Annotated in this window: 32 protein-coding genes; 23 read left to right on the forward strand and 9 right to left on the reverse strand. The window is 44.0% G+C overall.

Translation table 11 applies throughout. From position 1 onward, the window contains the following. Positions 1–112: 112 nt before the first annotated feature. From DXN04_RS35210 to DXN04_RS15965, 4 genes are all read left to right on the forward strand, one after another. Complete coding sequence (locus tag DXN04_RS35210; RefSeq protein WP_199415060.1) at positions 113–463, forward strand: hypothetical protein; 351 nt, start codon at positions 113–115, stop codon at positions 461–463. After that, positions 436–957: a LytR/AlgR family response regulator transcription factor gene (locus DXN04_RS15955; protein ID WP_116854381.1), complete on the forward strand. Its 522-nt coding sequence runs from the start codon at positions 436–438 to the stop codon at positions 955–957. The genes DXN04_RS35210 and DXN04_RS15955 overlap by 28 nt, the downstream gene beginning before the upstream one ends. Before the next feature lie 136 nt (positions 958–1,093). After that, positions 1,094–1,579, forward strand: coding sequence for a hypothetical protein (locus tag DXN04_RS15960; RefSeq protein WP_116854382.1), 486 nt, complete (start codon positions 1,094–1,096; stop codon positions 1,577–1,579). 224 nt (positions 1,580–1,803) lie between these two features. Beyond that, entirely contained in the window at positions 1,804–2,622 is an 819-nt protein-coding gene (locus DXN04_RS15965) for a hypothetical protein (RefSeq protein WP_116854383.1), read from the forward strand. A gap of 26 nt (positions 2,623–2,648) precedes the next feature. On the opposite strand, the gene DXN04_RS15970 is transcribed toward DXN04_RS15965, so the two are convergent. Beyond that, complete coding sequence (locus tag DXN04_RS15970) at positions 2,649–3,347, reverse strand: HAD family hydrolase (RefSeq protein WP_116854384.1); 699 nt, start codon at positions 3,345–3,347, stop codon at positions 2,649–2,651. A 158-nt stretch (positions 3,348–3,505) separates the two neighbouring features. After that, positions 3,506–3,712 (reverse strand): hypothetical protein, encoded by a 207-nt coding sequence (locus DXN04_RS15975; RefSeq protein WP_116854385.1) that lies wholly within the window; start codon positions 3,710–3,712, stop codon positions 3,506–3,508. A gap of 106 nt (positions 3,713–3,818) precedes the next feature. Between DXN04_RS15975 and DXN04_RS15980 the strand changes: the two genes are divergently transcribed. The 3 genes from DXN04_RS15980 to DXN04_RS15990 are packed head-to-tail and all read left to right on the forward strand — an operon-like array spanning position 3,819 to position 6,055. Then, positions 3,819–4,085 carry a PadR family transcriptional regulator gene (locus tag DXN04_RS15980; RefSeq protein WP_199415061.1) on the forward strand — a complete coding sequence of 89 codons (267 nt, stop codon included), beginning with the start codon at positions 3,819–3,821 and terminating at the stop codon, positions 4,083–4,085. A gap of 6 nt (positions 4,086–4,091) precedes the next feature. After that, positions 4,092–4,670, forward strand: a complete 579-nt coding sequence (locus DXN04_RS15985) for a hypothetical protein (RefSeq protein ID WP_116854387.1) — start codon at positions 4,092–4,094, stop codon at positions 4,668–4,670. Continuing rightward, positions 4,667–6,055 (forward strand): alpha/beta hydrolase family protein, encoded by a 1,389-nt coding sequence (locus DXN04_RS15990; protein ID WP_116854388.1) that lies wholly within the window; start codon positions 4,667–4,669, stop codon positions 6,053–6,055. The genes DXN04_RS15985 and DXN04_RS15990 overlap by 4 nt, the downstream gene beginning before the upstream one ends. Here DXN04_RS15990 and DXN04_RS15995 read toward each other — a convergent pair. Then, positions 6,048–6,413 (reverse strand): DUF2200 domain-containing protein, encoded by a 366-nt coding sequence (locus DXN04_RS15995; protein ID WP_116854389.1) that lies wholly within the window; start codon positions 6,411–6,413, stop codon positions 6,048–6,050. The genes DXN04_RS15990 and DXN04_RS15995 overlap by 8 nt on opposite strands. A gap of 214 nt (positions 6,414–6,627) precedes the next feature. Between DXN04_RS15995 and DXN04_RS16000 the strand changes: the two genes are divergently transcribed. The 5 genes from DXN04_RS16000 to DXN04_RS16020 all read left to right on the forward strand — a co-directional run bounded on the left by DXN04_RS16000 (position 6,628) and on the right by DXN04_RS16020 (position 10,858). Further along, entirely contained in the window at positions 6,628–7,530 is a 903-nt protein-coding gene (locus DXN04_RS16000) for an SMP-30/gluconolactonase/LRE family protein (protein ID WP_116854390.1), read from the forward strand. Between the two features lie 149 nt (positions 7,531–7,679). Further along, positions 7,680–8,036, forward strand: coding sequence for a hypothetical protein (locus DXN04_RS16005; protein WP_116854391.1), 357 nt, complete (start codon positions 7,680–7,682; stop codon positions 8,034–8,036). A gap of 67 nt (positions 8,037–8,103) precedes the next feature. Beyond that, positions 8,104–9,390: a 23S rRNA pseudouridine(2604) synthase RluF gene (gene rluF / locus DXN04_RS35415; RefSeq protein WP_233525608.1), complete on the forward strand. Its 1,287-nt coding sequence runs from the start codon at positions 8,104–8,106 to the stop codon at positions 9,388–9,390. Between the two features lie 78 nt (positions 9,391–9,468). Next, complete coding sequence (locus tag DXN04_RS16015; protein WP_116854392.1) at positions 9,469–10,002, forward strand: DUF1877 family protein; 534 nt, start codon at positions 9,469–9,471, stop codon at positions 10,000–10,002. A 367-nt stretch (positions 10,003–10,369) separates the two neighbouring features. After that, complete coding sequence (locus tag DXN04_RS16020) at positions 10,370–10,858, forward strand: hypothetical protein (RefSeq protein ID WP_116854393.1); 489 nt, start codon at positions 10,370–10,372, stop codon at positions 10,856–10,858. A gap of 35 nt (positions 10,859–10,893) precedes the next feature. Here DXN04_RS16020 and DXN04_RS16025 read toward each other — a convergent pair whose 3' ends face one another. Genes DXN04_RS16025 through DXN04_RS34565 form a run of 4 tightly spaced genes read right to left on the reverse strand, consistent with a single transcriptional unit; the run spans position 10,894 to position 12,283 of the window. Continuing rightward, a complete protein-coding gene (locus tag DXN04_RS16025; protein ID WP_158569044.1) occupies positions 10,894–11,187 on the reverse strand; it encodes a S41 family peptidase in 294 nt (97 codons plus the stop codon). Positions 11,188–11,217: 30 nt separating this feature from the next. Further along, positions 11,218–11,478 (reverse strand): S41 family peptidase, encoded by a 261-nt coding sequence (locus DXN04_RS16030; RefSeq protein WP_158569045.1) that lies wholly within the window; start codon positions 11,476–11,478, stop codon positions 11,218–11,220. Further along, positions 11,466–11,780 carry a hypothetical protein gene (locus tag DXN04_RS16035; RefSeq protein WP_116854396.1) on the reverse strand — a complete coding sequence of 105 codons (315 nt, stop codon included), beginning with the start codon at positions 11,778–11,780 and terminating at the stop codon, positions 11,466–11,468. The genes DXN04_RS16030 and DXN04_RS16035 overlap by 13 nt, the downstream gene beginning before the upstream one ends. Continuing rightward, positions 11,777–12,283, reverse strand: coding sequence for a hypothetical protein (locus DXN04_RS34565; RefSeq protein ID WP_147319957.1), 507 nt, complete (start codon positions 12,281–12,283; stop codon positions 11,777–11,779). Before DXN04_RS34565 ends, DXN04_RS16035 begins: the two co-directional genes overlap by 4 nt. Before the next feature lie 200 nt (positions 12,284–12,483). Between DXN04_RS34565 and DXN04_RS16050 the strand changes: the two genes are divergently transcribed. The 3 genes from DXN04_RS16050 to DXN04_RS16060 all read left to right on the forward strand — a co-directional run bounded on the left by DXN04_RS16050 (position 12,484) and on the right by DXN04_RS16060 (position 14,896). Continuing rightward, positions 12,484–13,698, forward strand: coding sequence for a winged helix-turn-helix domain-containing protein (locus DXN04_RS16050; RefSeq protein WP_116854399.1), 1,215 nt, complete (start codon positions 12,484–12,486; stop codon positions 13,696–13,698). 342 nt (positions 13,699–14,040) lie between these two features. After that, a complete protein-coding gene (locus tag DXN04_RS16055; protein WP_116854400.1) occupies positions 14,041–14,640 on the forward strand; it encodes a hypothetical protein in 600 nt (199 codons plus the stop codon). Positions 14,641–14,686: 46 nt separating this feature from the next. Next, entirely contained in the window at positions 14,687–14,896 is a 210-nt protein-coding gene (locus DXN04_RS16060; protein ID WP_072357455.1) for a hypothetical protein, read from the forward strand. Between the two features lie 121 nt (positions 14,897–15,017). On the opposite strand, the gene DXN04_RS16065 is transcribed toward DXN04_RS16060, so the two are convergent. Both DXN04_RS16065 and DXN04_RS34805 read right to left on the reverse strand, forming a co-directional pair. Beyond that, entirely contained in the window at positions 15,018–16,103 is a 1,086-nt protein-coding gene (locus DXN04_RS16065) for a Gfo/Idh/MocA family protein (RefSeq protein ID WP_116854401.1), read from the reverse strand. Positions 16,104–16,158: 55 nt separating this feature from the next. Then, positions 16,159–16,314: a hypothetical protein gene (locus tag DXN04_RS34805; RefSeq protein WP_158569046.1), complete on the reverse strand. Its 156-nt coding sequence runs from the start codon at positions 16,312–16,314 to the stop codon at positions 16,159–16,161. Positions 16,315–16,494: 180 nt separating this feature from the next. Between DXN04_RS34805 and DXN04_RS16075 the strand changes: the two genes are divergently transcribed. The 8 genes from DXN04_RS16075 to DXN04_RS16110 are packed head-to-tail and all read left to right on the forward strand — an operon-like array spanning position 16,495 to position 23,444. Beyond that, the gene (locus tag DXN04_RS16075; protein ID WP_116854403.1) at positions 16,495–16,692 is read left to right on the forward strand and encodes a hypothetical protein; all 198 of its coding nucleotides are present in this window, start codon (positions 16,495–16,497) and stop codon (positions 16,690–16,692) included. 30 nt (positions 16,693–16,722) lie between these two features. Beyond that, positions 16,723–17,976 (forward strand): YcaO-like family protein, encoded by a 1,254-nt coding sequence (locus tag DXN04_RS16080; protein WP_116854404.1) that lies wholly within the window; start codon positions 16,723–16,725, stop codon positions 17,974–17,976. After that, complete coding sequence (locus DXN04_RS16085; RefSeq protein WP_116854405.1) at positions 17,931–18,563, forward strand: TfuA-like protein; 633 nt, start codon at positions 17,931–17,933, stop codon at positions 18,561–18,563. The genes DXN04_RS16080 and DXN04_RS16085 overlap by 46 nt, the downstream gene beginning before the upstream one ends. 25 nt (positions 18,564–18,588) lie before the next feature. Continuing rightward, entirely contained in the window at positions 18,589–19,317 is a 729-nt protein-coding gene (locus DXN04_RS16090; RefSeq protein ID WP_116854406.1) for a class I SAM-dependent methyltransferase, read from the forward strand. 3 nt (positions 19,318–19,320) lie between these two features. Continuing rightward, entirely contained in the window at positions 19,321–20,490 is a 1,170-nt protein-coding gene (locus DXN04_RS16095) for a toll/interleukin-1 receptor domain-containing protein (protein WP_116854407.1), read from the forward strand. Positions 20,491–20,508: 18 nt separating this feature from the next. Continuing rightward, positions 20,509–21,465, forward strand: a complete 957-nt coding sequence (locus DXN04_RS16100) for a hypothetical protein (protein ID WP_116854408.1) — start codon at positions 20,509–20,511, stop codon at positions 21,463–21,465. Positions 21,466–21,483: 18 nt separating this feature from the next. Then, the gene (gene pckA / locus DXN04_RS16105; protein ID WP_116854409.1) at positions 21,484–23,055 is read left to right on the forward strand and encodes a phosphoenolpyruvate carboxykinase (ATP); all 1,572 of its coding nucleotides are present in this window, start codon (positions 21,484–21,486) and stop codon (positions 23,053–23,055) included. Positions 23,056–23,108: 53 nt separating this feature from the next. Continuing rightward, a complete protein-coding gene (locus tag DXN04_RS16110) occupies positions 23,109–23,444 on the forward strand; it encodes a hypothetical protein (RefSeq protein ID WP_199415062.1) in 336 nt (111 codons plus the stop codon). The last annotated feature ends 130 nt before the right edge of the window (positions 23,445–23,574 follow it).

The raw sequence follows: 23,574 nt of genomic DNA on the forward strand, positions 1-23,574 counted from the left end.
CCTGCGGATCATTTCGCCGGACACATTTTTATATCTTGTACCCAGTCTCTTTTTCGCATATACCCTCATGTATTTCGTCATTCCGCGGATGATCCTCCCAGAAAGGTATGTCATGGCTATCCTCAGTATTATCCTGCTGATAGGTGTGACCGCTGCTCTTGATGCGCTCTTGTCCCTGACGATCCTGGATTATGTCAGGCATCTCATTGCAGATCCTGTTTCTGCTGTAGTAGCCAGGCAAGCGCATCCTCCTTTCTATATCCAGTTCGGACTCGCTATGATAGCAGGTCTGCGGGGCAGCATTACAGTAGGTGGTGTGGCTGCCGCCATTAAACTCATGAAGTGCTTTTATGAAAAACAACAGTCGGCACTGGTACTTGAAAAGGAAAAAGTAAATGCAGAACTGCCATCGACCTTCTTTTCCTGGATATCCAGATGCCGCAGATCAGCGGAACAGATCTGATTAAAACATTGAAACAGGCACCCAAAATCATTCTCACCACCGCCTTTGAACAATACGCCGTGCAGGCCTTTGAACTGGATGTAAGTGACTACCTGGTCAAACCCATTCAGTTTGAACGCTTCCTGAAAGCCGTGATGAAAGCCCTTCCGGAAAATGAGCTCTCCCCTGCTGCTGCACCCAGGCTGCCGGCCTTTTTATACTTTCGGGCAGACCGCAAAATGGTAAAGGTCATGCTGAGTGAAATACTTTATGTAGAAAGTTTGAAAGATTATGTCAGGATCCACACTACCAAAGGGCCGGTGCTGACTAAATATGCCTTGGCATCGCTGGAAGCCATGCTACCCGAAACCGCATTTTTACGGGTCCACAGGTCCTACATAGTGGCCATCGACAAAATGGATGCTTTTACGGCAGAAGGAGTTGATATAAAGGGGCAATTCATTCCCATTGGTAAATTGTACAGGCAACAGGTTTTAAAGGTGCTAAACGGCTAAAGAACCAAGCTGCATTTTTGATGATAACAACCTGCTGCACCGGTGCCGGTAAGCCATATTCAATGCTTTGGGACCGGGCTGATAATATTATGATTTTATTAGCAAATTAAATCAAAAGGATAGTTACCTTCATAGTATGAAACGAGCCAGTCTTATTATCGCGATTTTGGTGTCTGCCCTGGTAACTAAGGCACAGCAGGGACCTTCCCTGTTCGGGCATGCGAATGATACGACCAATAATCATCATAGTAAATGGTTCCTTACAAAATATACAGGCATTTCCACTGGTTTCGTGGCATTTAAGGGTGGTGGCGGCAGCTTCTTATCTGCGCCTATGGCCCTGCAACTGAACCGTCAGCTGACTAATAACCTCTTTGCTTTTGGAAATATTTCCGCTACCCCGACCCTTTTTCATTCCAACAGTATTTTCTTCGCCCAGCCTGCCAGCGGCAAAAGCTATGGGCCTATGCGTGCCAACAATACCAATTTCGGTGTCTATCCTGCTGCACAGCTGGGTGTCATGTACATCAGCAATGACCGGACCTTCTCCATTTCCGGTAGCGTTAGCGTAAGCAGGAGTAATTATTATGGATATTCTCCTATAAATACATTTGTACAATAAATTTATATATCATATATTTGCAATGTAATTAAACCCCCTATTTCTGGTTTACCCACCAGAAGCACCTATGTTTAAGTACGAAATACCTGTAACTCAGATAATTTATTCATATATCACACTATGCTAAGGGACGAGCATAAGGGACAATCATATTCTTTAAAAACTAAAATTTATAATCAAATAACACGCACAACACTTTTGTTTCTATAATCTCCAAAATATCTATGAAAAAATCAATTCTGACTGTAGGACTGTTAATCCTCGGACTGGCTACATTTGCCCAGGACACTGACAATGACAACGAAGAGTACGAACTCAAAGGGACAGAAAAACAAGGTTACATCATTACCAAGGATGACAAAAAAATCGAAGGTATTGTAAAACTTGTTGGCGGCGCTACTGCACCCTGGAAGAATCAGAAAAAGGTAAAGTTCATTGCCAAAGAGAACATCGATCTGACTAAGAAGAAACAGAAATTTAGTAAGATGGATGTTGATGACATGAAGGAATATGTAGCTATTGAAGATAGCGTGGAAAGACATTTCCGTCTCATCAAATTTACCAACAAAAGAGAAGCTATCAGCAGCGGTGGTGGCCTTGGTGCGCAGATTAAAACCATCAAGAACCTGTCACACACCACGCACATGGCTGAAGTAATTGTAGATGGACCTATCACCATGTACCGCTTGTATGGCTACCCTGCTCCTGTAGCAGTAGGTAACAGCGACGTGGCTGAAATGGAAGCTGCAAATCAGAACCTGATCGACAACCCGGACATCCTGGTTCAGAAAGGTGATGACAAACCAAAAGAGCTGGCGGCTTCTGATATCAAGAAACTGGTAAGCGATTGTCCGGCAATAGCTGAAAAGCTGGCTAACAGTGGTTTTAGCACTTATGATCCTGCTAAGGAAGAGAAGAAAAAGAGTGCAATGGGTAAGCTGATCAAAGGTGAGTTAGACAGAGGTGGTAGCAAACTGCTGGATATGGGTACACAGATTTTCCCTGAATATAATGCGACCTGTAATACTACAGCGAGCAAATAAAATGAAAAAAGGAATTGGGCGATTGCTCAATTCCTTTTTAACATAGGTAATACCTCTTTGATCGAAGTAAGTGTCTTTAAATTAGGATGTGAGACAACTTCGTCTACACGCTCAAACTCCCAGGTCACATAATAAGGTATATGTATTGCATGCGCTCCCAATGCAAGTACCGGGATAATATCAGACTTCAGCGAGTTGCCCAGCATCAGGAATTCATCCGGCGCTACACCTAATCTTTTAATAAGTCTGCTGTAATCATTCTCATGCTTCTCACTCATTATCTCAATGTGATGAAAATAATGTTCTATTCCCGAGTTCTTTAATTTCCTTTCCTGGTCCAGCAGGTCACCTTTGGTAGCTACAGCAATGCGATATTCTGCGCGCAAAGACTGCAATACGAGTTCCACATCATCCAGCAATTCTATCGGCTTGGCAAGCATTTCCTGTGCCAGCTCTATTACCTTCTTTACATATTTACCTGAACGCTCTTCTCCTGCTATTCTGATGACTGTCTCAATCATTGACAACGAATAAGGCTTAATTCCATACCCATACAAAGAAATATTCTCACCTACTGTCTTATGCAACTCCTGGGCAGCTAATTGCGGAGGAATGAAATCCGCCATCATATCCAGGAACTGCGCATTCAGCTCCTGGAAATAAGGCTCACAGATCCATAAAGTATCATCCGCATCAAACGCAATTACTTTGACTTTATTTATCATAATTCATTAAGCTCTTGAAAGCACAAAATACTAAGGAATTATAATAAAAGGGAGCCTGTATCAAAAGTAAAAATTCAGCTGATTTGATCCGGGAAACTGAAGGAGCAAATTTTCGTTTATCCTTCCGGATTACTTTTGATACAAGCTCCTGATCCTTACTAACTACAACCATTAGTGGAATCCTGTACACCATCCCAGATCTGGTTATCAGGTACGATAAATGGTTTTTTCTCTATTGTATAAACCACCGTTGCCTGACCAGGATCAAAATTGAACCTGAGCACAATTTCTCCAATCGGCGCACTGGTAATAGCGGTAGCCTGACGGGGTAAAATATTTTTTATTTGATTATCAACAACTTGCATACTTTCATAATACCTCGTATTGCATAGTACATCCTAATACTATATATTTGCTCCTGTGAAAAATGAATTCTTAAAAAATTGGGAAACCCAATTAAAAAAGGGCCTGTTGCCATACTTCGTTCTAAAGGCGCTCGAGAGCCAGGAACGGTATGGTTACGAACTTATTCAGCATCTGAAAGATGATTTCAACACCGAGGTGACCGAAAGCACCATGTACCCCCTTCTTACCCGCTTACAGAAGGAGGACTTACTGATTTCGAAATGGATTGAACAGCCAACGGGCATTCCCCGCAAGTACTATTACATTTCAGATCATGGCAGGGCGAACCTGGCGGAGATGAAGAAATCTATAGATGAAAACCTGACAAAATAAACTTGAATGAAAGCAATTGAATTTAAAGACGCTGCCAGCCAACGGGTATACAACAGCTATATAGCACGTTGTAAGAGGGTTGTAAAGATCCTTTCCGTACAGGACCAGGAAGAGTGCCTGATGGAGGTAAATAGCTATATCTATGAGTATATAAATGACCATCACGAGGATGAGATGACAGGCCTGTTAAATATACTGGACAGGCTCGGTGACCCGGAAATAACGCTCAGGGAGGTGGTGGCCAGTAAGAAAATTGACCAGGCGATCAAGACCTATAATATCAAATACCTCTTTCAGGCGCTGTTCCTGAACCTACGGAACGGTGTTGCGTACATCCTGCTTGCATTTATGACAGTACTGCTGGTTACATTCCCGGTATTGATCGTCATGAAACTGATCACACCTTCAAAGACAGGGATCTGGGTAGGGCCGCATACTTTCTTCCTCGGCATAATATCCGGTAAGCCGGATGGCATTCGTGAAATTGCCGGCAATTACTTTATACCGATTGTGATCGTTTTAAGTATTCTTTTATACCTCCTTATCATCACGATCTTAAAAGCAATACGAAAGAAAAAACCATGAAAAAAACACTTATCACAACTTTTCTAAGCCTGCTGGTAGCCAGTACCGGCATAGCCCAACAAATCAGCGGGGACTGGAACGGGCTCCTGAAAACAGGCGGCCCGATCCAATTGCATATTACCCTCAAAATTGAAAAAACAGATACAGGCTATCAGGTAAATTTAGCGAGCCCGGACCAGGGAGCGGCCAACATCCCGGTCAGCGAATTCGTCTACAATGCACCTGCTGTTAGTTTTAAAAGTAAGGTTATAGCTGCTTCCTATACCGGCGAATTTGCATCCGATAGTATAACAGGTACCTTTACACAGGGTGGACATGCACTGCCGCTAACGTTTCACAGGGGAACAGTAGAAGGCCCCAAACGGCCCCAGGAGCCTAAATTGCCACTGCCTTACTATACAGAAGAAGTCAGCTTCGAAAATGCGGCAGCAAAGATTCAACTGGCTGGTACACTTACAATGCCACAGAAAGAGGGCTCCTACCCTGCAGTGATCCTTATCACCGGCAGCGGTGCGCAGAACAGGGATGAAGAACTGCTGGGGCACAAACCATTTCTTATTATTTCCGACTACCTGACCCGGCAGGGAATTGCGGTATTACGATATGATGATCGTGGTTTTGCAAAGTCTGGCGGCACCTTCAAAACTGCTACCTCGCTGGATTTTGCCAGTGATGTAGAGAGTGCAATCGCCTACCTGAAAACACGGAAGGAGATTAAACAAATTGGTTTAATCGGTCATAGCGAAGGAGGATTGATCGCGCCGATTGTAGCTGCGAAAAATAAAGACGTAGCATTTATTGTGATGCTTGCAGGCACAGGTATCAGGGGAGATAAATTACTGCTGCTGCAAACGGAATTGATATCCCGGGTAGAAGGCACTCCTGATAGTTCCATTGCTAAAGTAAATGCACTCAACAAAGGAGCCTTTGACATCATTGTCAATAATGAAGATGATACGATTATTAAAAAGGACCTGGGCGCTTATTTTAATAAATACGCCGTGGATCACCCGGCTGAAGTTCCCGCAGGTACTACGACAGCACAGTTTGTTGCAGCACAGGTAAAAGAAGTCATGAACCCCTGGCCATGGCTGAAGTTCCTGATAAAGTATGATCCTGTTACATCCTTGAAGAAGGTACATTGTCCGGTACTGGCACTGAATGGAGAAAAGGATTTGCAGGTGCCGCCAAAGGAGAACCTGGGGAGTATCAGGAATGCACTGAAGGGGAATAAGCATGTTACGATAAAAGAATACCCGGGATTGAATCACTTGTTCCAGGAATGTAAGACGGGCAGCCCTTCGGAGTATGCAGGGATAGAGCAGACGATTTCGCCTGTCGTGCTGGAAGATATGAGTAAATGGATAAAGACGACTATTAAGTAGTACGCAGGATCTTTTCCATCGCCTTCCCTTTTGCCAGCTCATCGACTAGTTTGTCTAAGTAGCGGACCTGTTTGGTCAGGGGATTTTCAATCTCTTCTACCCTGTAACCACAGATTACGCCTGTGATCAGCGCTGCATTAGGATGGAGAGTGGCCCGCTGAAAGAAGGTGTCAAAAGTGACTTTTTCCCTGATGAGCTGCTCTTGTTGGGTAAGATTGAAACCAGTGAGCCAGGTGATTACCTGGTCCAGCTCTTCTTTCGTCCGTCCTTTCTTTTCTACTTTGGCGAGATAAGCAGGATAGACGGAGGCAAAAGTCAGTTTTGCGATTTTTTCGTTGTGTGCCTGTGTAGGTTCCATGAATTAAAGATACTAAAATGGGCTTTTAATGAGAGATTGAAAGCCCATTTTTAGTTATGCAAATTTGAACCTGTAAGGTTATCATGCATCGTAACAAGGAACATAGGACCCAAATACAATTCTCCGGATGATAATACTTCCCATTATTAAAAGAAAAAATGTGACTTTTATAAACTGAAAGCATAATAATGCTTACTTTTCTAAAAATAAGCACATGAACAGGATCCACGCTTTCCTATTTTCCGCATGCATATACTCCTGCACCTCAGTAGTTGCACAGCAATCCCCGCCTCTCAGCGTGGTTGCACCTGGGGCTCAATTAGTAAAATTACCGGCCACCTTCGCATTTTCAGAAGGCCCTGCCGTAAATAAGAAAGGTGACATCTATTTTACTGATCAGCCTAATGACAAGATATGGAAATACGATACCAATGGTAAGCTCAGTTTATTCATGGATAAAACCGGCCGCTCCAATGGTCTTTATTTCGATAAACAAGGTAACCTGATAGCCTGTGCTGATGAAAAAGACGAGTTGTGGTCAATTACACCGAATAAAAAAGTTACGGTACTCCTGGGACTTTATGAAGGCAAACGCCTGAATGGACCCAATGACCTATGGATTGACGCAAAGGGCGGTATTTACTTCACAGATCCTTATTACCAGCGGGATTACTGGGAGCGTAAACAACCGGATATCGTGGGGCAGAAAGTCTATTATTTACCCAAAGGCAAAAACAAACCTGTCATCGTCGATGACCAGATTGTAAAACCTAATGGTATAGTAGGTACCCCGGATGGTAAGTACCTGTATGTAGCAGATATAGCTGCTAATAAAACTTATCGCTATGAGATAAATGCAGATGGCACACTGAAAGATAAACAGGAATTTGCACCCTTAGGTTCTGATGGAATGACATTGGATAGTGATGGGAATCTTTATATCACCGGCAATGGCGTAACTGTCTTTGATAAAACAGGTAAAAGAATCGGGAATATTTACGTTTCGCCGCACTGGACGGGGAATGTATGTTTTGGTGGAAAGGATAGAAAGACGCTGTTCATTACGGCATCAGAAGCCGTTTATACTTTGCAGATGAATGTGAAAGGAGTAGAATGATATACCAGTGTCGCCGATTTCATCACCTATGTCATTTTGTTTTTGTATGGTTATGTATTCATCAGCGGGCATGCGCTGGCACTGCCTGTGCTCCATAAAACTGGTACCAGGTTATTAATAACAGGAATCCTCAGTTCATTGTTACTAAGGTGCCTTCATTAAACGAAGCGGCTTTCCATCCTGAATTTTCCATCCATCATAGCATTGTTGCAGTATTACCAGGAATATCGGCTTTCAGCTGGCCGCTCTATTTTGTGAACCTCTATTCACGTAAGTTCAATAAGGGCCACAAACTACTGCCGGAACTAAACAGGAGTGTCCTGCCAGTGTATATCATTCATCAAACGATAATCGTAGTAACGGGCTACTATATCATCCGTTATGTAAGTAATGGTCTGCTGCAATTTATATTGATTGTCAGCCTGACGATTTTGCTTTCCATTCCATTTTATCTACTGGTCAAAAAATTCAGGGGGAGCAGGTTTTTATTTGGAATCAGGGGCTAAGGTGTCTTTTTTCGGCTCAATTTCCGACTTTTGCATCCGGAATCCACTTAAAACGCAAATTACAACATTGGACCAATCAATCAGTTTAAACAAATTTATCAGTGATACCGGGTATTGTTCCCGTCGGGAGGCAGACAATCTCATCACCCAGGGCCGTGTATTGTTGAACGACCGGCCGGCGACTTTGGGCAACCGCTACAAGCCAGGGGACACTGTTGAAGTGGACGGTAGCCTGATAACGGCTGCCAAAAAAGATAAATTAGTATACCTGGCACTCAACAAGCCTGCGGGTATTACTACTACTACCGAATTGCATATCAAGGATAATATTATCAGTTTTGTCAACTATCCCAAAAGGATCTTCCCTATTGGCCGCTTGGACAAAGATTCTGAGGGATTGATCTTTCTGACCAATGATGGCGACATCATCAATAAGATTCTGAGAGCCGCCAATAACCATGAGAAGGAGTATGTGGTAAGGGTGGATAAGGCGATTGATACGGCATTTTTGCAAAAGATGTCGCAGGGGGTACCTATATTGGATACCGTTACATTGCCATGTAAAGTGCAGATGGTAGGCCGGCAATCATTCCGGATTACACTGACACAGGGACTGAACCGGCAGATCAGGAGGATGTGTGAGTACCTGGGTTATACGGTGACAGGCCTGCAACGTGTGCGGATCATGAATGTGAAGTTGGATAAACTGGCATTGGGTAAATGGAGGCATTTGACGGAAACGGAACTGGCGGCTATAAAAGAAAGTATTGCAGATTCCAGCAAGGTGAGCGGTGAAGGGAAGGCAGGGACTAAAAGAGGAAAAGTGGTAGCTCCGGCTTTGGAGGAGGAGGAAGATGTAGTGGAGGAGAAGGTTAAGGATAAGGAGAAAGAGAAGGGCGAGCGTTTTTGGGAGAAGAAAAAACCGGCGGGAAATGCCTGGTGGAGTGATAAGAAGGGAGATAAGAGGCAGAAAGAGGATAATGCCGGGGATAGATCCCGGAATAAAGATAGAGATGGAAGACAGGGTGCCGGCGGGAAAAATTCCGGTGGAAGAGCTGCTGCCACAGGCAAAGCAGCTAAGAAAGATCATACCGGGAGACCAGGTGCCGCTGTGGCCGGGAAAGCAGGCAAAAAGGATCCTATTTCGGGGAGACCAGGTGCTGCCGGCAAAGCAGGCAAAAAGGACAATGCAGGGTCTAAATCCGCCCCTCAAAAAGGCAGATCTGCGGAGAAATCCCGCAACGCAGCTCCTACCCGCGCTGGCAAGCCAGCAGGTTCCGGTAAGGCAACAGGCCCTGTGAAATCCGGGAAAAATATTTCCAAACCAAACGACAAACGAGGCAAAAAAAGATAAAATGGCAGGGTCAAAACTACCTAATCAATTATGTATCAATAATTTTTTACGTAGTTTTGTTACCCAAAATTTTGTAGTATGAGTCAGAGTATAACGTTATACCGTGTTTCTCAGGAGAATTTTGAAGCAATGAAAGCTAATCCGGCAGGGACTGTGATACTGAACATCTCCAAAGAAAACCTGGTCTTTCCGCAAACTTTCGAAGGACTTAAATTTATCTTATCCAAAGAGCAGGATGAGGAGACAGTCTCCCTCCTGGAGCAGATCTTCTACCCTGAATCGTATATCAGCAAAGAGATTGATTTAGACACCCAGGAAACGCTCTCAGAGGACCTGGATTTTGAAAATACTGCTATCTATTACAACGATAAGGCAGAAGTAGCGAATATGCACGCATTCCTGAGCAATATCTCCGTCGAGCAGTTTCATCAGCTGTACGATGCAAAGGAATTGAATGAAAATGGTGTGTATCCGTATAATGTTTGGATAGAGGAAGGTGAGCCAGACAGGGCATTTACAAGGAAACACCTGGCACAGGAATTTGCAGATCTGAAAGAGTTTATAGCGGCAGCAAAGACAGATAATGATTATGTACTTTCGCTGGTTTGGTAAAAAAGCCGGTTGTAATAAAAGGAAGTTGTATCAAAAGTAATGTGATAGCATTTAGCATCAATAAAAGAAAATTCTCTCCAATTGTGATATCCGAATTAAATCCCGGAAATTTTACTTTTGATACAACCTCTTTTTTGACCAGATTACATTTCCCGAAACCAATCCGAATTACTTCGTCAGACAATACCCACTAAAATAATCGGTTATCATTTGCCATGGCCGGGGATCAGGCATGTAAGAGTAAATGGGAATGAGTTTCAGTGGGTAGTGGAGACGTAGCGTATCCTGCTTAGAATAATTGCGTTCCATCCCTCCAATTCGAAATTCCCACTCCCATCCCGCCATTCTTTCGTACCTTCATTCCAATATGATAAAAAACGACCAAAACAATCTCAGCAAATGCATCGCCTTTCTTAACAACATCGGAATCAAAACATCCTTCAGAAACCTGGACGACTCCAGCTTCCTACCCGGACTACTCATAGAAAAGGGCAACATCGTCATCGACACAGAAATGCTCCAACACCCCGGAGACATCCTTCACGAAGCAGGCCACATCGCGGTCGTATCTTCTAAAGACCGTACAGGCCTCACCGCCGACACCCTCATCAATAGAAAAAACAGGGAAGCAGAAGAAGTAATGGCCATCGCCTGGTCCTACGCAGCCTGCATACACCTGGATATTGACCCAAGTTTCGTATTCCACAAAGATGGCTACAGAGGCGGTAGCACCTCCATCATGGATAGCTGCGACAAAAATGAATATGTTGGTATGCTCATGCTCGATAGCCTTGGCATGACCTCCGCAACCTGCGAAAGCGCACCCTACCCGCATATGGAAAGATGGCTTCGCTGATAAACCAAAGCTTAATACATCCAGGCTTTATTTGTCTAATCAGCCCTCTTCTTCAGCACCTCTACCGCCGCCTTTACCCAATCCTCCCCCTTCTCCAACCCCACCATCGGTGGCACTCCCCTGAACTCATACCTCGCCTTCTCCCGCCACTTCGTAGTAGTCGTCCTCAACACAAACTTCCCACACGGCACTTCCATCTCCCTCACATCACCATACCCCATATATCCCCCGGAACCCTTCCCCATTGTCAGCACCTTACTACTCTGCAACGCATATACGATCAAACCCTCCGCCGCACTCGCCGTATTCCTGTTATAAAGAAGGGCCACCCGCTCAGGGTATGCTATCCCCTGCATAGTCTATCTCTCCTGGATCCCCGTATTCAGCGATAAGAACGTATTTAAAGGCGCTTCCTTCATCCTGGCTATCAAAGTATCATCCCGCTGCTGCCTTGCCTCAAATGCCTTTATATTGTCAGCAGTAACCCAAACACTCATCAGGTCCAATTCCAGCGGCTTTGTATACAGCAAAGGCAATAATGCAAAATAATTGCTCTCCGCTCCTCCTCCATTATCCCGCAGGTCCAGTATCAGATATTTCCGCTTCTTTATCTCCGGCAACACCACCCATACAAAGCATCCAGCTGCGGCTTCAACTCCTCCAAAAAAGACCTGATTGCCAGGTAACAGGTATTACTATCCAATACTTTAAAATCCCACTGATCCTTCAGCACCGGGCTCCCCGTCTTATAATACTCCAACTGCGGCAAATTCCCATCCACCAGACGGATCCCATCCATGTATGCCCTATTAAAATTATACCCAGGCAATCCCGTATTATAAAAACAGGAATATACATGATCCCCCTGCCTGTCCAGCGTAAGTAACACATGCCACTCCTCCGGCAAATTCGTCTTCTTCAATACAATCCGTCATAATGCCCCTTTCCATTTTCCAATAGCGCCATCCTGATATTATCACCTAATACATACAGTCCCTCCAGCTCATCCCGCGATGTATGCTTTAAGCGTTCCAATACCTCCATCGTATCTATCGTCCTTAGCTCAAAAGCCCGGTACCCCGCCGATAATTTAAAACTATCGGTCACCGCCTGCGATGAAAAAAAAATTACCCGCTGCAATTTTAAATCTATTCCACTATGATGATTCTTCAACAAATTGACATAGCGATTAAAATAAATATTGCACAAATCATTTTCCCTTTCGCCCGCCAGGCTTTTAGCGATTGCCTTTACGCTATCTTTATACTCCCTCAGCTGGCACCGATCCGATTTGATTTGCTGAAACGCAGGATTATTTTCCTCATAATATTTCCTGACAAATTCAAATTGCTGCGAACAGGTGCAATCCTGGGCAAACGAATGAATAGTAAATAAACAGCACAGAATAATACTTAGGTATCTCATACTATTAAGAGTGATCTATTTGAGTGTAGTGCAGGCCATTTCATCCCGGGCAATAAATCAGGTGCCGTCTGCTGCCGCTGGGACAAGGTAAGTTCATACTGCGGAATTGCTGTGCCATAGGATTTCAATTTAAAAATCCTCAGCTCCAATATAAATCATTCATAATTTCCCAACCCAAAAAAGATTTTTAAATTAGCATAATGGAAGCAATCACCCTTACTAAAAGCCAGGCCCGTAAAATCATTCTCGAAGCAACAGGACTAGCCCGCAAAAACCAATTCGGCAAAGGCATAGAAGCCGTGTACAACTTCATCAACCAACAGGGTTTCGTACAACTCGATACCAACTACGTAGTAGAGCGCGCCCACCACCATGCTATGTTTGCCCGCATCCCCGACTATCAGAATGAATGGCTCACAGAACTTTGCGAAGAGGGCCGCATCTTTGAATACTTTACCTCTGATTCCGGCTTTATACCCATGAGCGATTTCCGCTTCTCCCTTCCCGTAAAAGAATCCTTTAAATCACAGGCTAAACCCTACACCCCAGCCGAAAGGAACCTGATGAAACAGATGATTGACCAGGTTGAACGTGATGGTCCGGTCATGGTGGGAGACTTTGAAAACGACAGACAGGAAGCAAGCACCGGTTGGTGGGACTGGCGGCCGGCAAAGGTAGCCCTCGAAAGACTTTACTTCAATGGCACTCTCATGATCAGCCGTACGGGCAAGTTTCAAAAAGTTTATGACCTGCCGATCAATTTAATACCGCAGGATACAGATGTTACCATGCCCACACCGGAAGAATATGCCCGATTCGTTATTCTTCGTACCATAGGTGCCCTCGGTATTGCATCGTCCAAAGAAATGGCATGGCGGGCACGTAGGGTAAAAGGCAATCTCGTTAAAAAAGAACTGGTGAAAATGGTAAATTCAGGTGAAGTGAAAACCGTGACTGTCGAAGGACTGAAAGGCCCTTTCTATATGCATCCTGATCAAAAGATCAATGTCAGGATATCTAATGATGTTTTTATTTTGTCTCCCTTTGATATTATCAATGTATTCCGTCATCGCCTGAAAGACTTCTTTCATTTCGACTACCAGGTTGAATGCTTCGTACCTGCGCCAAAACGCGTGTATGGTTATTTCTCATTGCCTGTGCTGGCGGGCGAAACCTTCATTGCCAGGATGGATGCCAAGGCAGACCGTAAGCAAAAAGTACTGATCGTACACAATCTTCACTTTGAAGAAGTGAAACTTGATGAGCAGGTATTGGAGAAACTGATTCAATCACTGAAAGCATTTGTAAAATTCAATGGCTGCAGGGAAATTGTATTTACAAAATCCAATAAACCCAAATACCTGAAAACAATCAGTAAAGCGTTAACAGCTTCTACCAGGGCAGCAGGATCCTAAACCTTGCCCCCACATTCTCTTATAGCGCCGCTACCCTTAAATAGATCATTAAAAAAAACTGGAATAATTCCTCACCCCAAAAGAATCAACTGCGGTAAGGGAGCATATTGGCCCCTGGAAAGAGCTGTGAAAAGGCGCTGTGGCCATTCTTCGGGCATTTAAAGAATGGTTAGACCAGACCCTGTTTAAAATTTTAATCCCAGTTTCACTTCTTTCTAAAAATCCCGGCTTAGTACCAGGTAGGCTCATAAGGAGGGGAAGTACAAATAATTCAATTAATTGCCATGAAACAATAAAGGTTGAGAACGCCAACTATCCGGTCTAAAGCGCTAAATTTAATATATGGCTAATCTCTACAACAACACCAAAGCAGCCCTTCAAAAACACTTTGGCTTCCTCAAAGAATCTGGCTTTCCTGATTTTGAAGAAGAACAGCTGGCATACGAATATCATTTCCGGAGTAGCAATGAGCATGTTTGTATAGATCTGTATTTTGAAATCATCCTGTCTACACCCATCTGGATTGCTGTGAACGGCTACTTTATTGAACACCTGGAACCTGAGAATGAAGTATTCAACACATACCCCAGCTTGAAGTCTGCCTGCAAAGAAAACGCGGAACGCCATCAGGTAGCCAATGAGGATTTCATAAAAGAAGCCAGTGAGGTAATAAAACGACATCCCGAAATACTGGAGGGGCACCTGGAAACACTGCAAACAAACACGGAAATTTACCTTCAGAAACGGGCAGACAATGCAGCTGCAGAGAGGATGCTAAAAGGCATCTACACGGTAGAATATTCGGTCTTCTCAAATGATGACTATCATGCTTATGAAGAGTTTGACAACCTGGATACGATGCGGCAATTCATAGCCGGATTCGCGCCAGACACCTTGTACAGGATTTTAGATCCTCAAATGAATGAAGTGAAATTAACATGATGGGAATCATGCGCTATATCCAGTGATTTAATAGTAAATTCACAGTATGTCAAAATATAAAGATGTGGTGGTTGCGCTTTCCAAAAAGCACCCCCAAACAGGAGAACCCGCTCAGGCCGGTCATACATTCGTAATCGGAACCTTAGGTACCAAGAAAGGCTGGTACGAGATTGAAACCGAAAAACTGAATAAGTACAAAGATGAAGATCTGAAGATGGAGCTGTTTAAGTTGCTGCATCCCCAGACGCATCATTAAGTATGTAAAAATACGCTTATGAAGATTGATTCCACATAGCTTGCGGAAGCATAGGAAGTTATACCCTGTTAGTACAACATGAAAGTTCCAGGGCTACTAAAAAAGGTACTCTTAATACCCATTACAGCTTCAGATTAATTTTACCCCCTGTCCTGACCGCCTCATAAATCCCATCTATGATCTTCAGGTCTTTCACAGCTTCTTCTCCATCTACAGGTACTACCGGCTTTTTATTATCAAAGATAATACCTGCCATTTCATCCATTTGCACGGCCTGATGAATGGTATGTGGTTTATCCAACTCTCCTTTATTCGTCCGTCCTTTAATAGGCCCGTAATTAGTAGAGGGCTGCATTTCTGCAAATCCCTTGTCACCATTTAAAAAGAACCGGTCCAGGTTATTCATCGCATAGGTAGACAAACAGGAGGCGGTGGCCCCACTGGGAAAACCAAACTGAAACTGGATGGTCTCGTCTACTCCTTCTTTAAATTTCACATGATCGGTCTTCGTCTCCTGCGCTGTCACCCAGACAGGATCTTCACCGGTCATATACCTTGACCCATTGATGGCATAGATCCCGATATCCATCAGGGAGCCGCCACCGGCCAATTGCTTATTCAGGCGCCATTGAGATGGATCTCCGATCTTAAACCCACAGAGTCCCTGGAAGAAAAGCACTTTGCCAAAATCGCCATTATTCCGCATACGGATGACTTCGAGCGTATTCGGTTCAAAGTGCATACGGTAGCCTACCAGGAGCTTTACACCGGCCTTTTTACAGGCATCTACCATCTCCTGTCCTTCCCTGGCATTGATGGCCATGGGCTTCTCGCAAATAGCATGCTTTCCTGCTTTGGCTACGCGGATCACCTGGTCGTGGTGAAGCGCGTTTGGCGTAATCACATAGACAGCATCTATATCCGGATTGTCTTTGATCTGATCAAGGTTCTCGTAATTATAACAGTTCTTGTCTGGTATATTATATTTCGCCTGCCATTTCTTGATTTTAGAAGGCGTGCCACTGATGACACCCGTGAGTTTCACGCGGGAGCAGGACTGGATGGCTTCGGCTACACGGGAGCCGTAACCGCCAAGGCCACAAATAGCCACGCGAAGGGTTTTCTCTTCGTAGAGTTTGAAGTTGGTAAATGGAATGGCCATGGAAGCCATGGTAATGTTTTGCAGGAAGACACGACGGGAATTCATAATTGCTAAGGTTGATATGGGTTAAGTACCTAAGATAGGCAATTATTTTCAACCATTACGCAAACTCTTCCAGCAGGTTCCTCATTTCCCTCGGCCGCTTTACAAACCGCCTGTTTGCATACCACCAGTTCAGGAAATACATCCCCGCTCCCCTTGAAGCAATTATTACTACCATCCAATACCAGTCGAGCTTCGGGCTCCTTACAAACACTTTAACCCTAATAACCTTATTTTCATTACGCCCTGTTCTACTCCGCTGGCCTTTTCCAGGCCACATACAAACTGGCCGCAAAAGGAACTTTAATTATTTAACTGCACATTAACTATTGCCAGAGTAAAAAGCGCTACTTTGCCAATACTATAAAAGGTAATACCCAAAAAAATCAACACCATGCAATCAAGTAAAAACAATGCAGGATTTGAACTGAATATCGATCCTGCCAGCGCCCAAAAGCTCAATGCCCTTCTGGAAAACAAAGCATTCATGCAGATGAACATGGCCGGTCATCGTGCCGATGAAGAAGGAGAACCGGGCTATGACCAAACCCTTGGCTTCGCACCAAAACATCATCCGCTTACTATTGAATAACAAGCAGCTCGTCGCTCCCCAAAAATTCAAATGATCTCTAATACATCAAGCTGGAGAGAAGTTTCACTGGAAGTTACACTCAACAACATACAGCAAATCGCCTCATCCATTGGCATTAGTCGCGTTACTGATATCACCAGACTCGATAAAATAGGGATCCCTGTATTTTCAAGTATCCGGCCCGGTGCGGCAATAGGCTCACTTTGCGTCAATGCAGGCAAAGGTTTATACCCCCTGGAGGCAAAAGTGGGAGCTTACATGGAAGCCTTCGAATTTGCCATGGCGGAATTCAGTCCTGACAGATTTAATACCACCATTACCACACCCAGGAAAATAGCAAATCAGCCTAATGTGCACTTTGAGTTTATTGATTTGTGTCCGGTATACCAGGTCCCTGTTCAACCTGATGATAATATAGTAGCCACTAAAGCCAGCGACATTCTTACGGGAGAAAAGATCGATATACCTGCGGAGTTAGTTTATTCTCCCTTGAATATCGATGTGGGACAAAAACTATTCGGCTGCAGAACAAACGGACTTTGCTCGGGCAATACAGAAGATGAAGCCACTATTCATGGCATATGCGAAATAATAGAGAGGGACATCGAAGCTTTCAATTATATCAGGGATGCATCAAAACTGGTAACAACCGATGCACTGCCTCCAGCTGTTAAGAGTTTAGTTTCCAAAATTGAATCTGCCGGCTTTGCCCTTTACTTACGTTATACTGCGAATGTATTTGGCTTGCCTTACTTTCAGGCTTTCATTGATGAAGGCGAACAGGTACCTGTTGCGATCTCACAAGGATCGGGCCTGCACCTCTCTGCCTCCGTCGCAGCGGTCAGAGCAATTACTGAAGCCGCACAAAGCAGACTGAGTTACATTCATGGAGGACGCGACGACCTGACCGAAAGATCGGCCTGTTTTGAAAAGGATCAGGAATGGAACGCCGTAACACAACTTCGCAGGCGCATCTCAGATCCTGCTGCCGGGACCATCTGTTATTCCACCATACCGGATCTTGCCGGTATGAATAACAATACCCAATCAGTACTGGATTGCCTGATGAAGATCCTTGCCGATAATGGAATTGAGCAGGTATTAAAGGTTGCTTTAGCACCTGCACATTATCCACTAAAAGCACTCAGGATCATTATCCCCAAACTTGAATCCTTTAATTTCAAATCAAAAAGAGTGGGCCCTCGCTTGATATCTTTAATCCAAAACAATGTATTGTCATGTCCAGGGTTTTCCTCTTTGCAGGACCTTCACTATATGGATTAAACAGGGATTTAATTAGCTCCTCTTCAGTTGTTTTACTGCCACCGGCAAAGCGGGATGATATTCGCCACCTGATTGAAAAAGAATCACCAGGCGTTATTATCCTGGCTGACGGCAACTTCCATAACGTACTTGCGGTAAGTCATGTAGAATTAAGAACCGCGATAAACATGGGGTGGGATGTGTGGGGATGTTCTTCTATGGGAGCCATCAGGGCCTGCGAAATGGCGCAGCTGGGCATGAAAGGATATGGCCAGGTCTACCAATCATTTATGGATGATCCGGACTTTCGCGATGATGAAGTCGCCCTGCTTCACGGGCCGGCACCAGATTACTTTCCCGTTTCAGAACCATTGGTGAATATCCGTTTCTTCTTAAATCAATTGGTCACTAAAACACGCATAAGCACTGATCAGTCCTTACAGATCATTGGATACCTATCCGAATGCTGGTACGGAGATCGCAGTCTTTATGCATTGAAACAGTTGCTTGGAAATACTGAAGAGATGAAACACTTTGATCATTACCGGATAAAGAACATCGACCTCCAAAATATGCTTTTGGAAAGGCCCTGGCAATGGACTAAATAAGATTGTCCCCAAAAACAATCAGGTTATGCATAACATAAAACTTTGGGACGAAATGGCCCACGGTATCTTCAACACTTCCTGCCCGGTGGAAATACATCCAGGTGCAGAAGATAATATTCTTATCGCACACCCTGCCATCTGGAAGATTATCAAAGCAAATTTTGACGATACCCGTGATCTGGATGTACTTGACTTTGGCACCGGTACAGGTGGTTTTGCTAAAGAGCTCGCAGAGAATGGATACCGGCTGACCGCTACTGATACTTCCAGGGAGATGGTGGCCATGGCGAAAAAAAGAAACATTCCAGGTGCCACATTTATCTACGGGGGCTTGAGTCACATTCCTAAAAAGTCCAGCTACGACCTCATTGTTTCAATTATGGTATTCCAGTTTATCAGGAATGCGGCTGCTGTGCTGAGCAGACTATACAAGCACCTGAATAATAAAGGCCTCCTGATTATTGCTGTACACAATAAAAAATACATAGACGAATGCCTGAACCAAAATTATAAGTTTATTAAAACAGGAGATCCTGCGCTGCTTCATATCAAATTCGACAATGGAAGCATGTTCCCATTATTTGAAAGGACGACTGAAGAATATCAATCCATTTTTGAAGATCAGTTAGGCATGCAAAAATGTACGGTTACGGAACCACCTTTTACAGCTGAATACATCAGGAAATATGCCGGCCATTCGAGAGAACCCATGCAGGTACCTAAATATCTCATCTTAGGATATAAAAAAATATAAACGGTGACCACTTACCATCAAATATTCGTGAGCTTCTGTGAAGCAGACAAAGCAAAGGTTACAAAGATCGTTCGCAGTCTGGAAAAATGCAGTTTCAAATTTCACTTTGACCCGGATAATCGTTTTCCAGGTGAGGATTTCAAAGAACGCCTGAAATATGAGATCAACCGATCGAGCCTGTATCTCATTTTCTTTTCACGTAATCGTAACCCCAAGGGCATCCTGAATTTCGAAATTGATTGTATAGAAGAGGCACATAAGAAGTTAAGTACCGAGCCAAGGATCATTCCCGTTTACCTGGATGACTGTCCCATAGCTCCTCCTTATGTAAACAGGTGGATTATCAACCAGGAGCTGACCTATGTGGTCTATAAAAAAGGGCAATTCCGGCAGGCAAAAGAAGAATTATTGAAAGCGCTCGGTAAATGGGTGAACCAGTTACAAACACTGCCACCTGAAATTAGCACAGCCGCCATCATAAAAGCAGAACAGGATCTCCAATCCAAACAAACATTGAGTAATTGGATAGTTGGAAATTTACCGGTTAAACTTCCTCAACATCAATCATTCTTCATAGGATGTGGTACGACTATAATGGATATATGGGATCTTTCCTTAAGAAGCCTGGTGATGAACGGGAAATATACCGGAGAACTCCATACCAACAATGAGTTCATTCTCCACAGGGAACGGGAAATCGAAAAGAAAAATAATCCCCCGGTGTTACTAAAGCAAACCGGCGATATCCACCTAAAAGACTATGCAGCCCATCATTTTACCGATCCGGAAAAACATTTTCCGGCGATAGACTTCTCCCTGATTTCAGTATCCGGCATCAAGCTGGATCATTCAACATTCAATCTTCGTTTATGCTGGGAAGAATTGTCTGACACAATCAAACAGGTATTCTATAAAACGAATAAAGAAATAGTGATCGTAGCTGCCGGAAGAAAAATAGTGGAATCAGAAGGCTCCGGCAATATCGAATTATTACCGCTTTTAAACAGGACCGCAGCCGAGAAAAACAGGAAATTAACCTTCGTGATTGATAAAGTCATTACCCCGGCTAAAGAACAGGACTTTAACGACAAAGTAGCCTTACTTTCTAAAATATTCGGGAAAGCCCAAAAAAGCCGTGCGCATCCTGTACTCTACTGGCAAACCATGATTTGAATTAAATAAAACACTAGTATGGAACTACCTATCTACCTTATCAGCGGTTGGAATGAGGATCGTCCTGTATGTAAGCTTATTAGAAATTCTTATTTTCCAACTCATGCACATCTCGATAATACACTCACCCGGCAATTATTAAATGTCCAGGTCAGTGCATGTGGTAATGTCCATGCCGGCAAAGGCAATAGCAGGGTGATCTTCAACGGTAGCGAAATCTTCGCAGATAATGACAGCCACTTATCTGAAATTACTGATACACACCTACCATTATTAAAAAATAGGATCTTAATCGCTGCGGGCCATTACATGCCCAATAAAAAAGATCTTGCATTAGTCAATAGTAACTCTTACCAATTACTCTGCAATGGTATCCTGATGTTAAAGAAAACCATCCTGGCGGGTGCCGCTGCAGACCTGTTAATCACCATCAACGATGTCACCGTCAATGGTGAAAATCCCCATGCGCCTACTATGACCAGCGACGAAAGAAAATCATATTATGACAATTTCAGGCTTCCCAATGCTTATCTAAAAGAAATCGTCGCACTACAATCAGAGGGATACACATGCTCCGTGTATGTAGTTGGAGAAAATAAACTGGCAGAACGATTGAATAAAATAGCAGGCAAACTTACCACACAAGGGGCCTTCACCCAGGTGAATGAACCTAAGGGCTATAAGCTGAACTTCGATTCGAGAGAGCTGGTAGAATTAGCACACAATCAATACAAGAGCGATACTTTTTTCATTTCCAACGAAGCCGGTATTCCCGGCAAGCCAAAATGTGTAAGGGCATGCACCAAGCTGGCAGCGCTTCCATACGAAATGAATTATACAGGGTTTATTCAATACCTGCCGGTATGCTCCCGCAATGCGCTGGAAGGTTTCCTGATCGGGAATAGAATATTCAGCCGGCAATATGGACATAGCATCCCTTATATCTCCATCCATCATACAAGGTCATGTTTTTAAAACTTAAAATTCAAGCACGTGCAAACGGAAAATAGCATAGTAGACACTGCATCTCTCTCATACCTGGGAATCACCAATTCGCCCAGGATCTTTTGGAACCTGCCGGTTCCCACATTAATTGAAAAAACGATCCTCCACCTACAGGGGAATCTAACGATTAATGGTGCCCTGTCTATTGATACAGGCAAGTTCAAAGGGCGATCCCCGCAGGATCGCTTTGTTGTCAAAGACGCGGTTACAGCAGACAAGGTGTGGTGGAATGACCAGCATAATTTCCCCCTGGAAAGCGACACATTTGATGTGATCTATAGAAAAATGATTGCTTACCTATCCAATAATGAGGTGTATGTCAGGGACGCAGGAGTTTGTGCTGACACCAGGTATAAAATGAAGATCCGCGTCATCAACCAATACCCATGGAGTGACTTGTTTGCGCACAATATGTTTATTCGTCCTACTGAAGACGAATTGCAACAGCCTACGCCCGAATGGCACCTCCTTTGTGCGCCGGGATTTACCGCTGATCCGGCCACAGATGGTATTCCAAGCGGGAATTTTACCATCTTAAATTTCAGTAAAAAGATCATTATCATCGGTGGTACCGGCTTTACAGGGGAAATGAAAAAAAGTATATTTACCATCTTAAATTTCCTTCTGCCTCTCCAACATGAGGTACTGCCTATGCACTGTGCTGCCAATGCAGGCGATAATAAAGAGGTTGCCCTTTTCTTTGGCTTGTCAGGCACTGGCAAAACCACCTTATCAGCTATTAATAACCGCTCCCTGATTGGCGATGATGAACATGGCTGGAGTGATCATACAATTTTTAACTTTGAAGGGGGATGCTATGCCAGAACCATCAATCTCACACATCACAAGGAACCGCAGATCTATGAAGCTATCAGATTCGGTTCCTTATTGGAAAACATCGGCCTGATGCCGGATGGAGTAACACCTGACTATACATGCAGCAGGAAAACCGAGAACACACGGGTTAGCTACCCCATTGAGTTTGCAGGCAATATCGTGCCGGGGTCAGTGGGGAATACGCCGCGTCATATCATCTTCCTGAGCTGCGATGCATTTGGTGTATTACCTCCTGTAAGCAGACTTACAAACGAACAGGCTGCCTATTATTTTATTTGCGGTTACTCTGCTAAAATCCCGGGATCAGAGGTTGGTGTAACTGAGCCTACGGCAGTATTCAGTCCTTGTTTTGGGGCTCCCTTCTTTCTCCTCCATCCTACACAATATGCGGACCTGCTACAGCAAAAGCTGGCAGCCGGGAATATAACACCCTGGCTTATAAATACAGGTTGGATAGGCGGGCAGTACGGGGCAGGCAAAAGAATCGACCTTGCATACTCCAGGGCGATCATCAAGGCAGTGCTTGAGGGCAGCCTGCAAGAGGTGCCTTATCATACCGACAACATCTTCGAACTGGCAATACCGGTATCTTGTCCCGGCGTACCGGATAATATCCTCAACCCCGCTGCCAGCTGGACTAACCAAAACAGTTACGATGAAAAAGCCAGGCAATTGTTAGAGAAGTTTCAACAGAACTATTCAAACTACTCAAAAAAACAATGATGGACGAAAATAGAAGAACCCACCTTGGGTATATACAGAATATTATTGCAAGAATGGGATCAAATTCGTTTTATGTGAAAGGCTGGTCTGTTACCTTGGTTGCCGCTTTATTTGCCCTGGCAGCAAAGGACGCGAATAAAAATTATGTATTGATCAGTTGTATACCCGTACCCATCTTCTGGGTATTGGATGCCTATTATCTCTCTTTGGAACGGAAGTTCAGGAAGCTATATAAAGAAGTTGTAGCAGGAAGGGTCGCTGATTATGTGATGGATGTAAGCAGTTACAAAAGCCATAACTGGACCAGCTGCCTGTTTTCCATATCGGTATGGCCCGTGTATGCGTTGATAATTTTAACTACCTTCTGTGTGATGTTTTTATTGCAATAATTTATCTATCGTCTTCTAACCAATTGTATCCTCCTCTCCCTCCATCCCTGCCATAGAGATTTTTACCTTTGGAGCCAGTATCAATTATGGAATGCTGACGCACCTGCGAATGCCGCTTTCCCTGGTTCAG

The sequence above is a fragment of the Chitinophaga silvisoli genome, assembly GCF_003412465.1.
In the GTDB taxonomy this organism is placed as follows: Bacteria; Bacteroidota; Bacteroidia; order Chitinophagales; family Chitinophagaceae; genus Chitinophaga; species Chitinophaga silvisoli.

Excerpts from the sequence above, each read along its gene's own strand:
- DXN04_RS35210 (WP_199415060.1), top strand. The coding sequence starts at position 113 with ATGGCTATCCTCAGTATTATCCTGCTGATAGGTGTGACCGCTGCTCTT.
- DXN04_RS15955 (WP_116854381.1), top strand. The coding sequence starts at position 436 with ATGCCGCAGATCAGCGGAACAGATCTGATTAAAACATTGAAACAGGCA.
- DXN04_RS15960 (WP_116854382.1), top strand. The coding sequence starts at position 1,094 with ATGAAACGAGCCAGTCTTATTATCGCGATTTTGGTGTCTGCCCTGGTA.
- DXN04_RS15965 (WP_116854383.1), top strand. The coding sequence starts at position 1,804 with ATGAAAAAATCAATTCTGACTGTAGGACTGTTAATCCTCGGACTGGCT.
- DXN04_RS15970 (WP_116854384.1), bottom strand. The coding sequence starts at position 3,347 with ATGATAAATAAAGTCAAAGTAATTGCGTTTGATGCGGATGATACTTTA.
- DXN04_RS15975 (WP_116854385.1), bottom strand. The coding sequence starts at position 3,712 with ATGCAAGTTGTTGATAATCAAATAAAAAATATTTTACCCCGTCAGGCT.
- DXN04_RS15985 (WP_116854387.1), top strand. The coding sequence starts at position 4,092 with ATGAAAGCAATTGAATTTAAAGACGCTGCCAGCCAACGGGTATACAAC.
- DXN04_RS15990 (WP_116854388.1), top strand. The coding sequence starts at position 4,667 with ATGAAAAAAACACTTATCACAACTTTTCTAAGCCTGCTGGTAGCCAGT.
- DXN04_RS15995 (WP_116854389.1), bottom strand. The coding sequence starts at position 6,413 with ATGGAACCTACACAGGCACACAACGAAAAAATCGCAAAACTGACTTTT.
- DXN04_RS16000 (WP_116854390.1), top strand. The coding sequence starts at position 6,628 with ATGAACAGGATCCACGCTTTCCTATTTTCCGCATGCATATACTCCTGC.
- DXN04_RS16015 (WP_116854392.1), top strand. The coding sequence starts at position 9,469 with ATGAGTCAGAGTATAACGTTATACCGTGTTTCTCAGGAGAATTTTGAA.
- DXN04_RS16020 (WP_116854393.1), top strand. The coding sequence starts at position 10,370 with ATGATAAAAAACGACCAAAACAATCTCAGCAAATGCATCGCCTTTCTT.
- DXN04_RS34565 (WP_147319957.1), bottom strand. The coding sequence starts at position 12,283 with ATGAGATACCTAAGTATTATTCTGTGCTGTTTATTTACTATTCATTCG.
- DXN04_RS16050 (WP_116854399.1), top strand. The coding sequence starts at position 12,484 with ATGGAAGCAATCACCCTTACTAAAAGCCAGGCCCGTAAAATCATTCTC.
- DXN04_RS16055 (WP_116854400.1), top strand. The coding sequence starts at position 14,041 with ATGGCTAATCTCTACAACAACACCAAAGCAGCCCTTCAAAAACACTTT.
- DXN04_RS16060 (WP_072357455.1), top strand. The coding sequence starts at position 14,687 with ATGTCAAAATATAAAGATGTGGTGGTTGCGCTTTCCAAAAAGCACCCC.
- DXN04_RS16065 (WP_116854401.1), bottom strand. The coding sequence starts at position 16,103 with ATGAATTCCCGTCGTGTCTTCCTGCAAAACATTACCATGGCTTCCATG.
- DXN04_RS16075 (WP_116854403.1), top strand. The coding sequence starts at position 16,495 with ATGCAATCAAGTAAAAACAATGCAGGATTTGAACTGAATATCGATCCT.
- DXN04_RS16080 (WP_116854404.1), top strand. The coding sequence starts at position 16,723 with ATGATCTCTAATACATCAAGCTGGAGAGAAGTTTCACTGGAAGTTACA.
- DXN04_RS16085 (WP_116854405.1), top strand. The coding sequence starts at position 17,931 with ATGTCCAGGGTTTTCCTCTTTGCAGGACCTTCACTATATGGATTAAAC.
- DXN04_RS16090 (WP_116854406.1), top strand. The coding sequence starts at position 18,589 with ATGCATAACATAAAACTTTGGGACGAAATGGCCCACGGTATCTTCAAC.
- DXN04_RS16100 (WP_116854408.1), top strand. The coding sequence starts at position 20,509 with ATGGAACTACCTATCTACCTTATCAGCGGTTGGAATGAGGATCGTCCT.
- DXN04_RS16110 (WP_199415062.1), top strand. The coding sequence starts at position 23,109 with ATGGGATCAAATTCGTTTTATGTGAAAGGCTGGTCTGTTACCTTGGTT.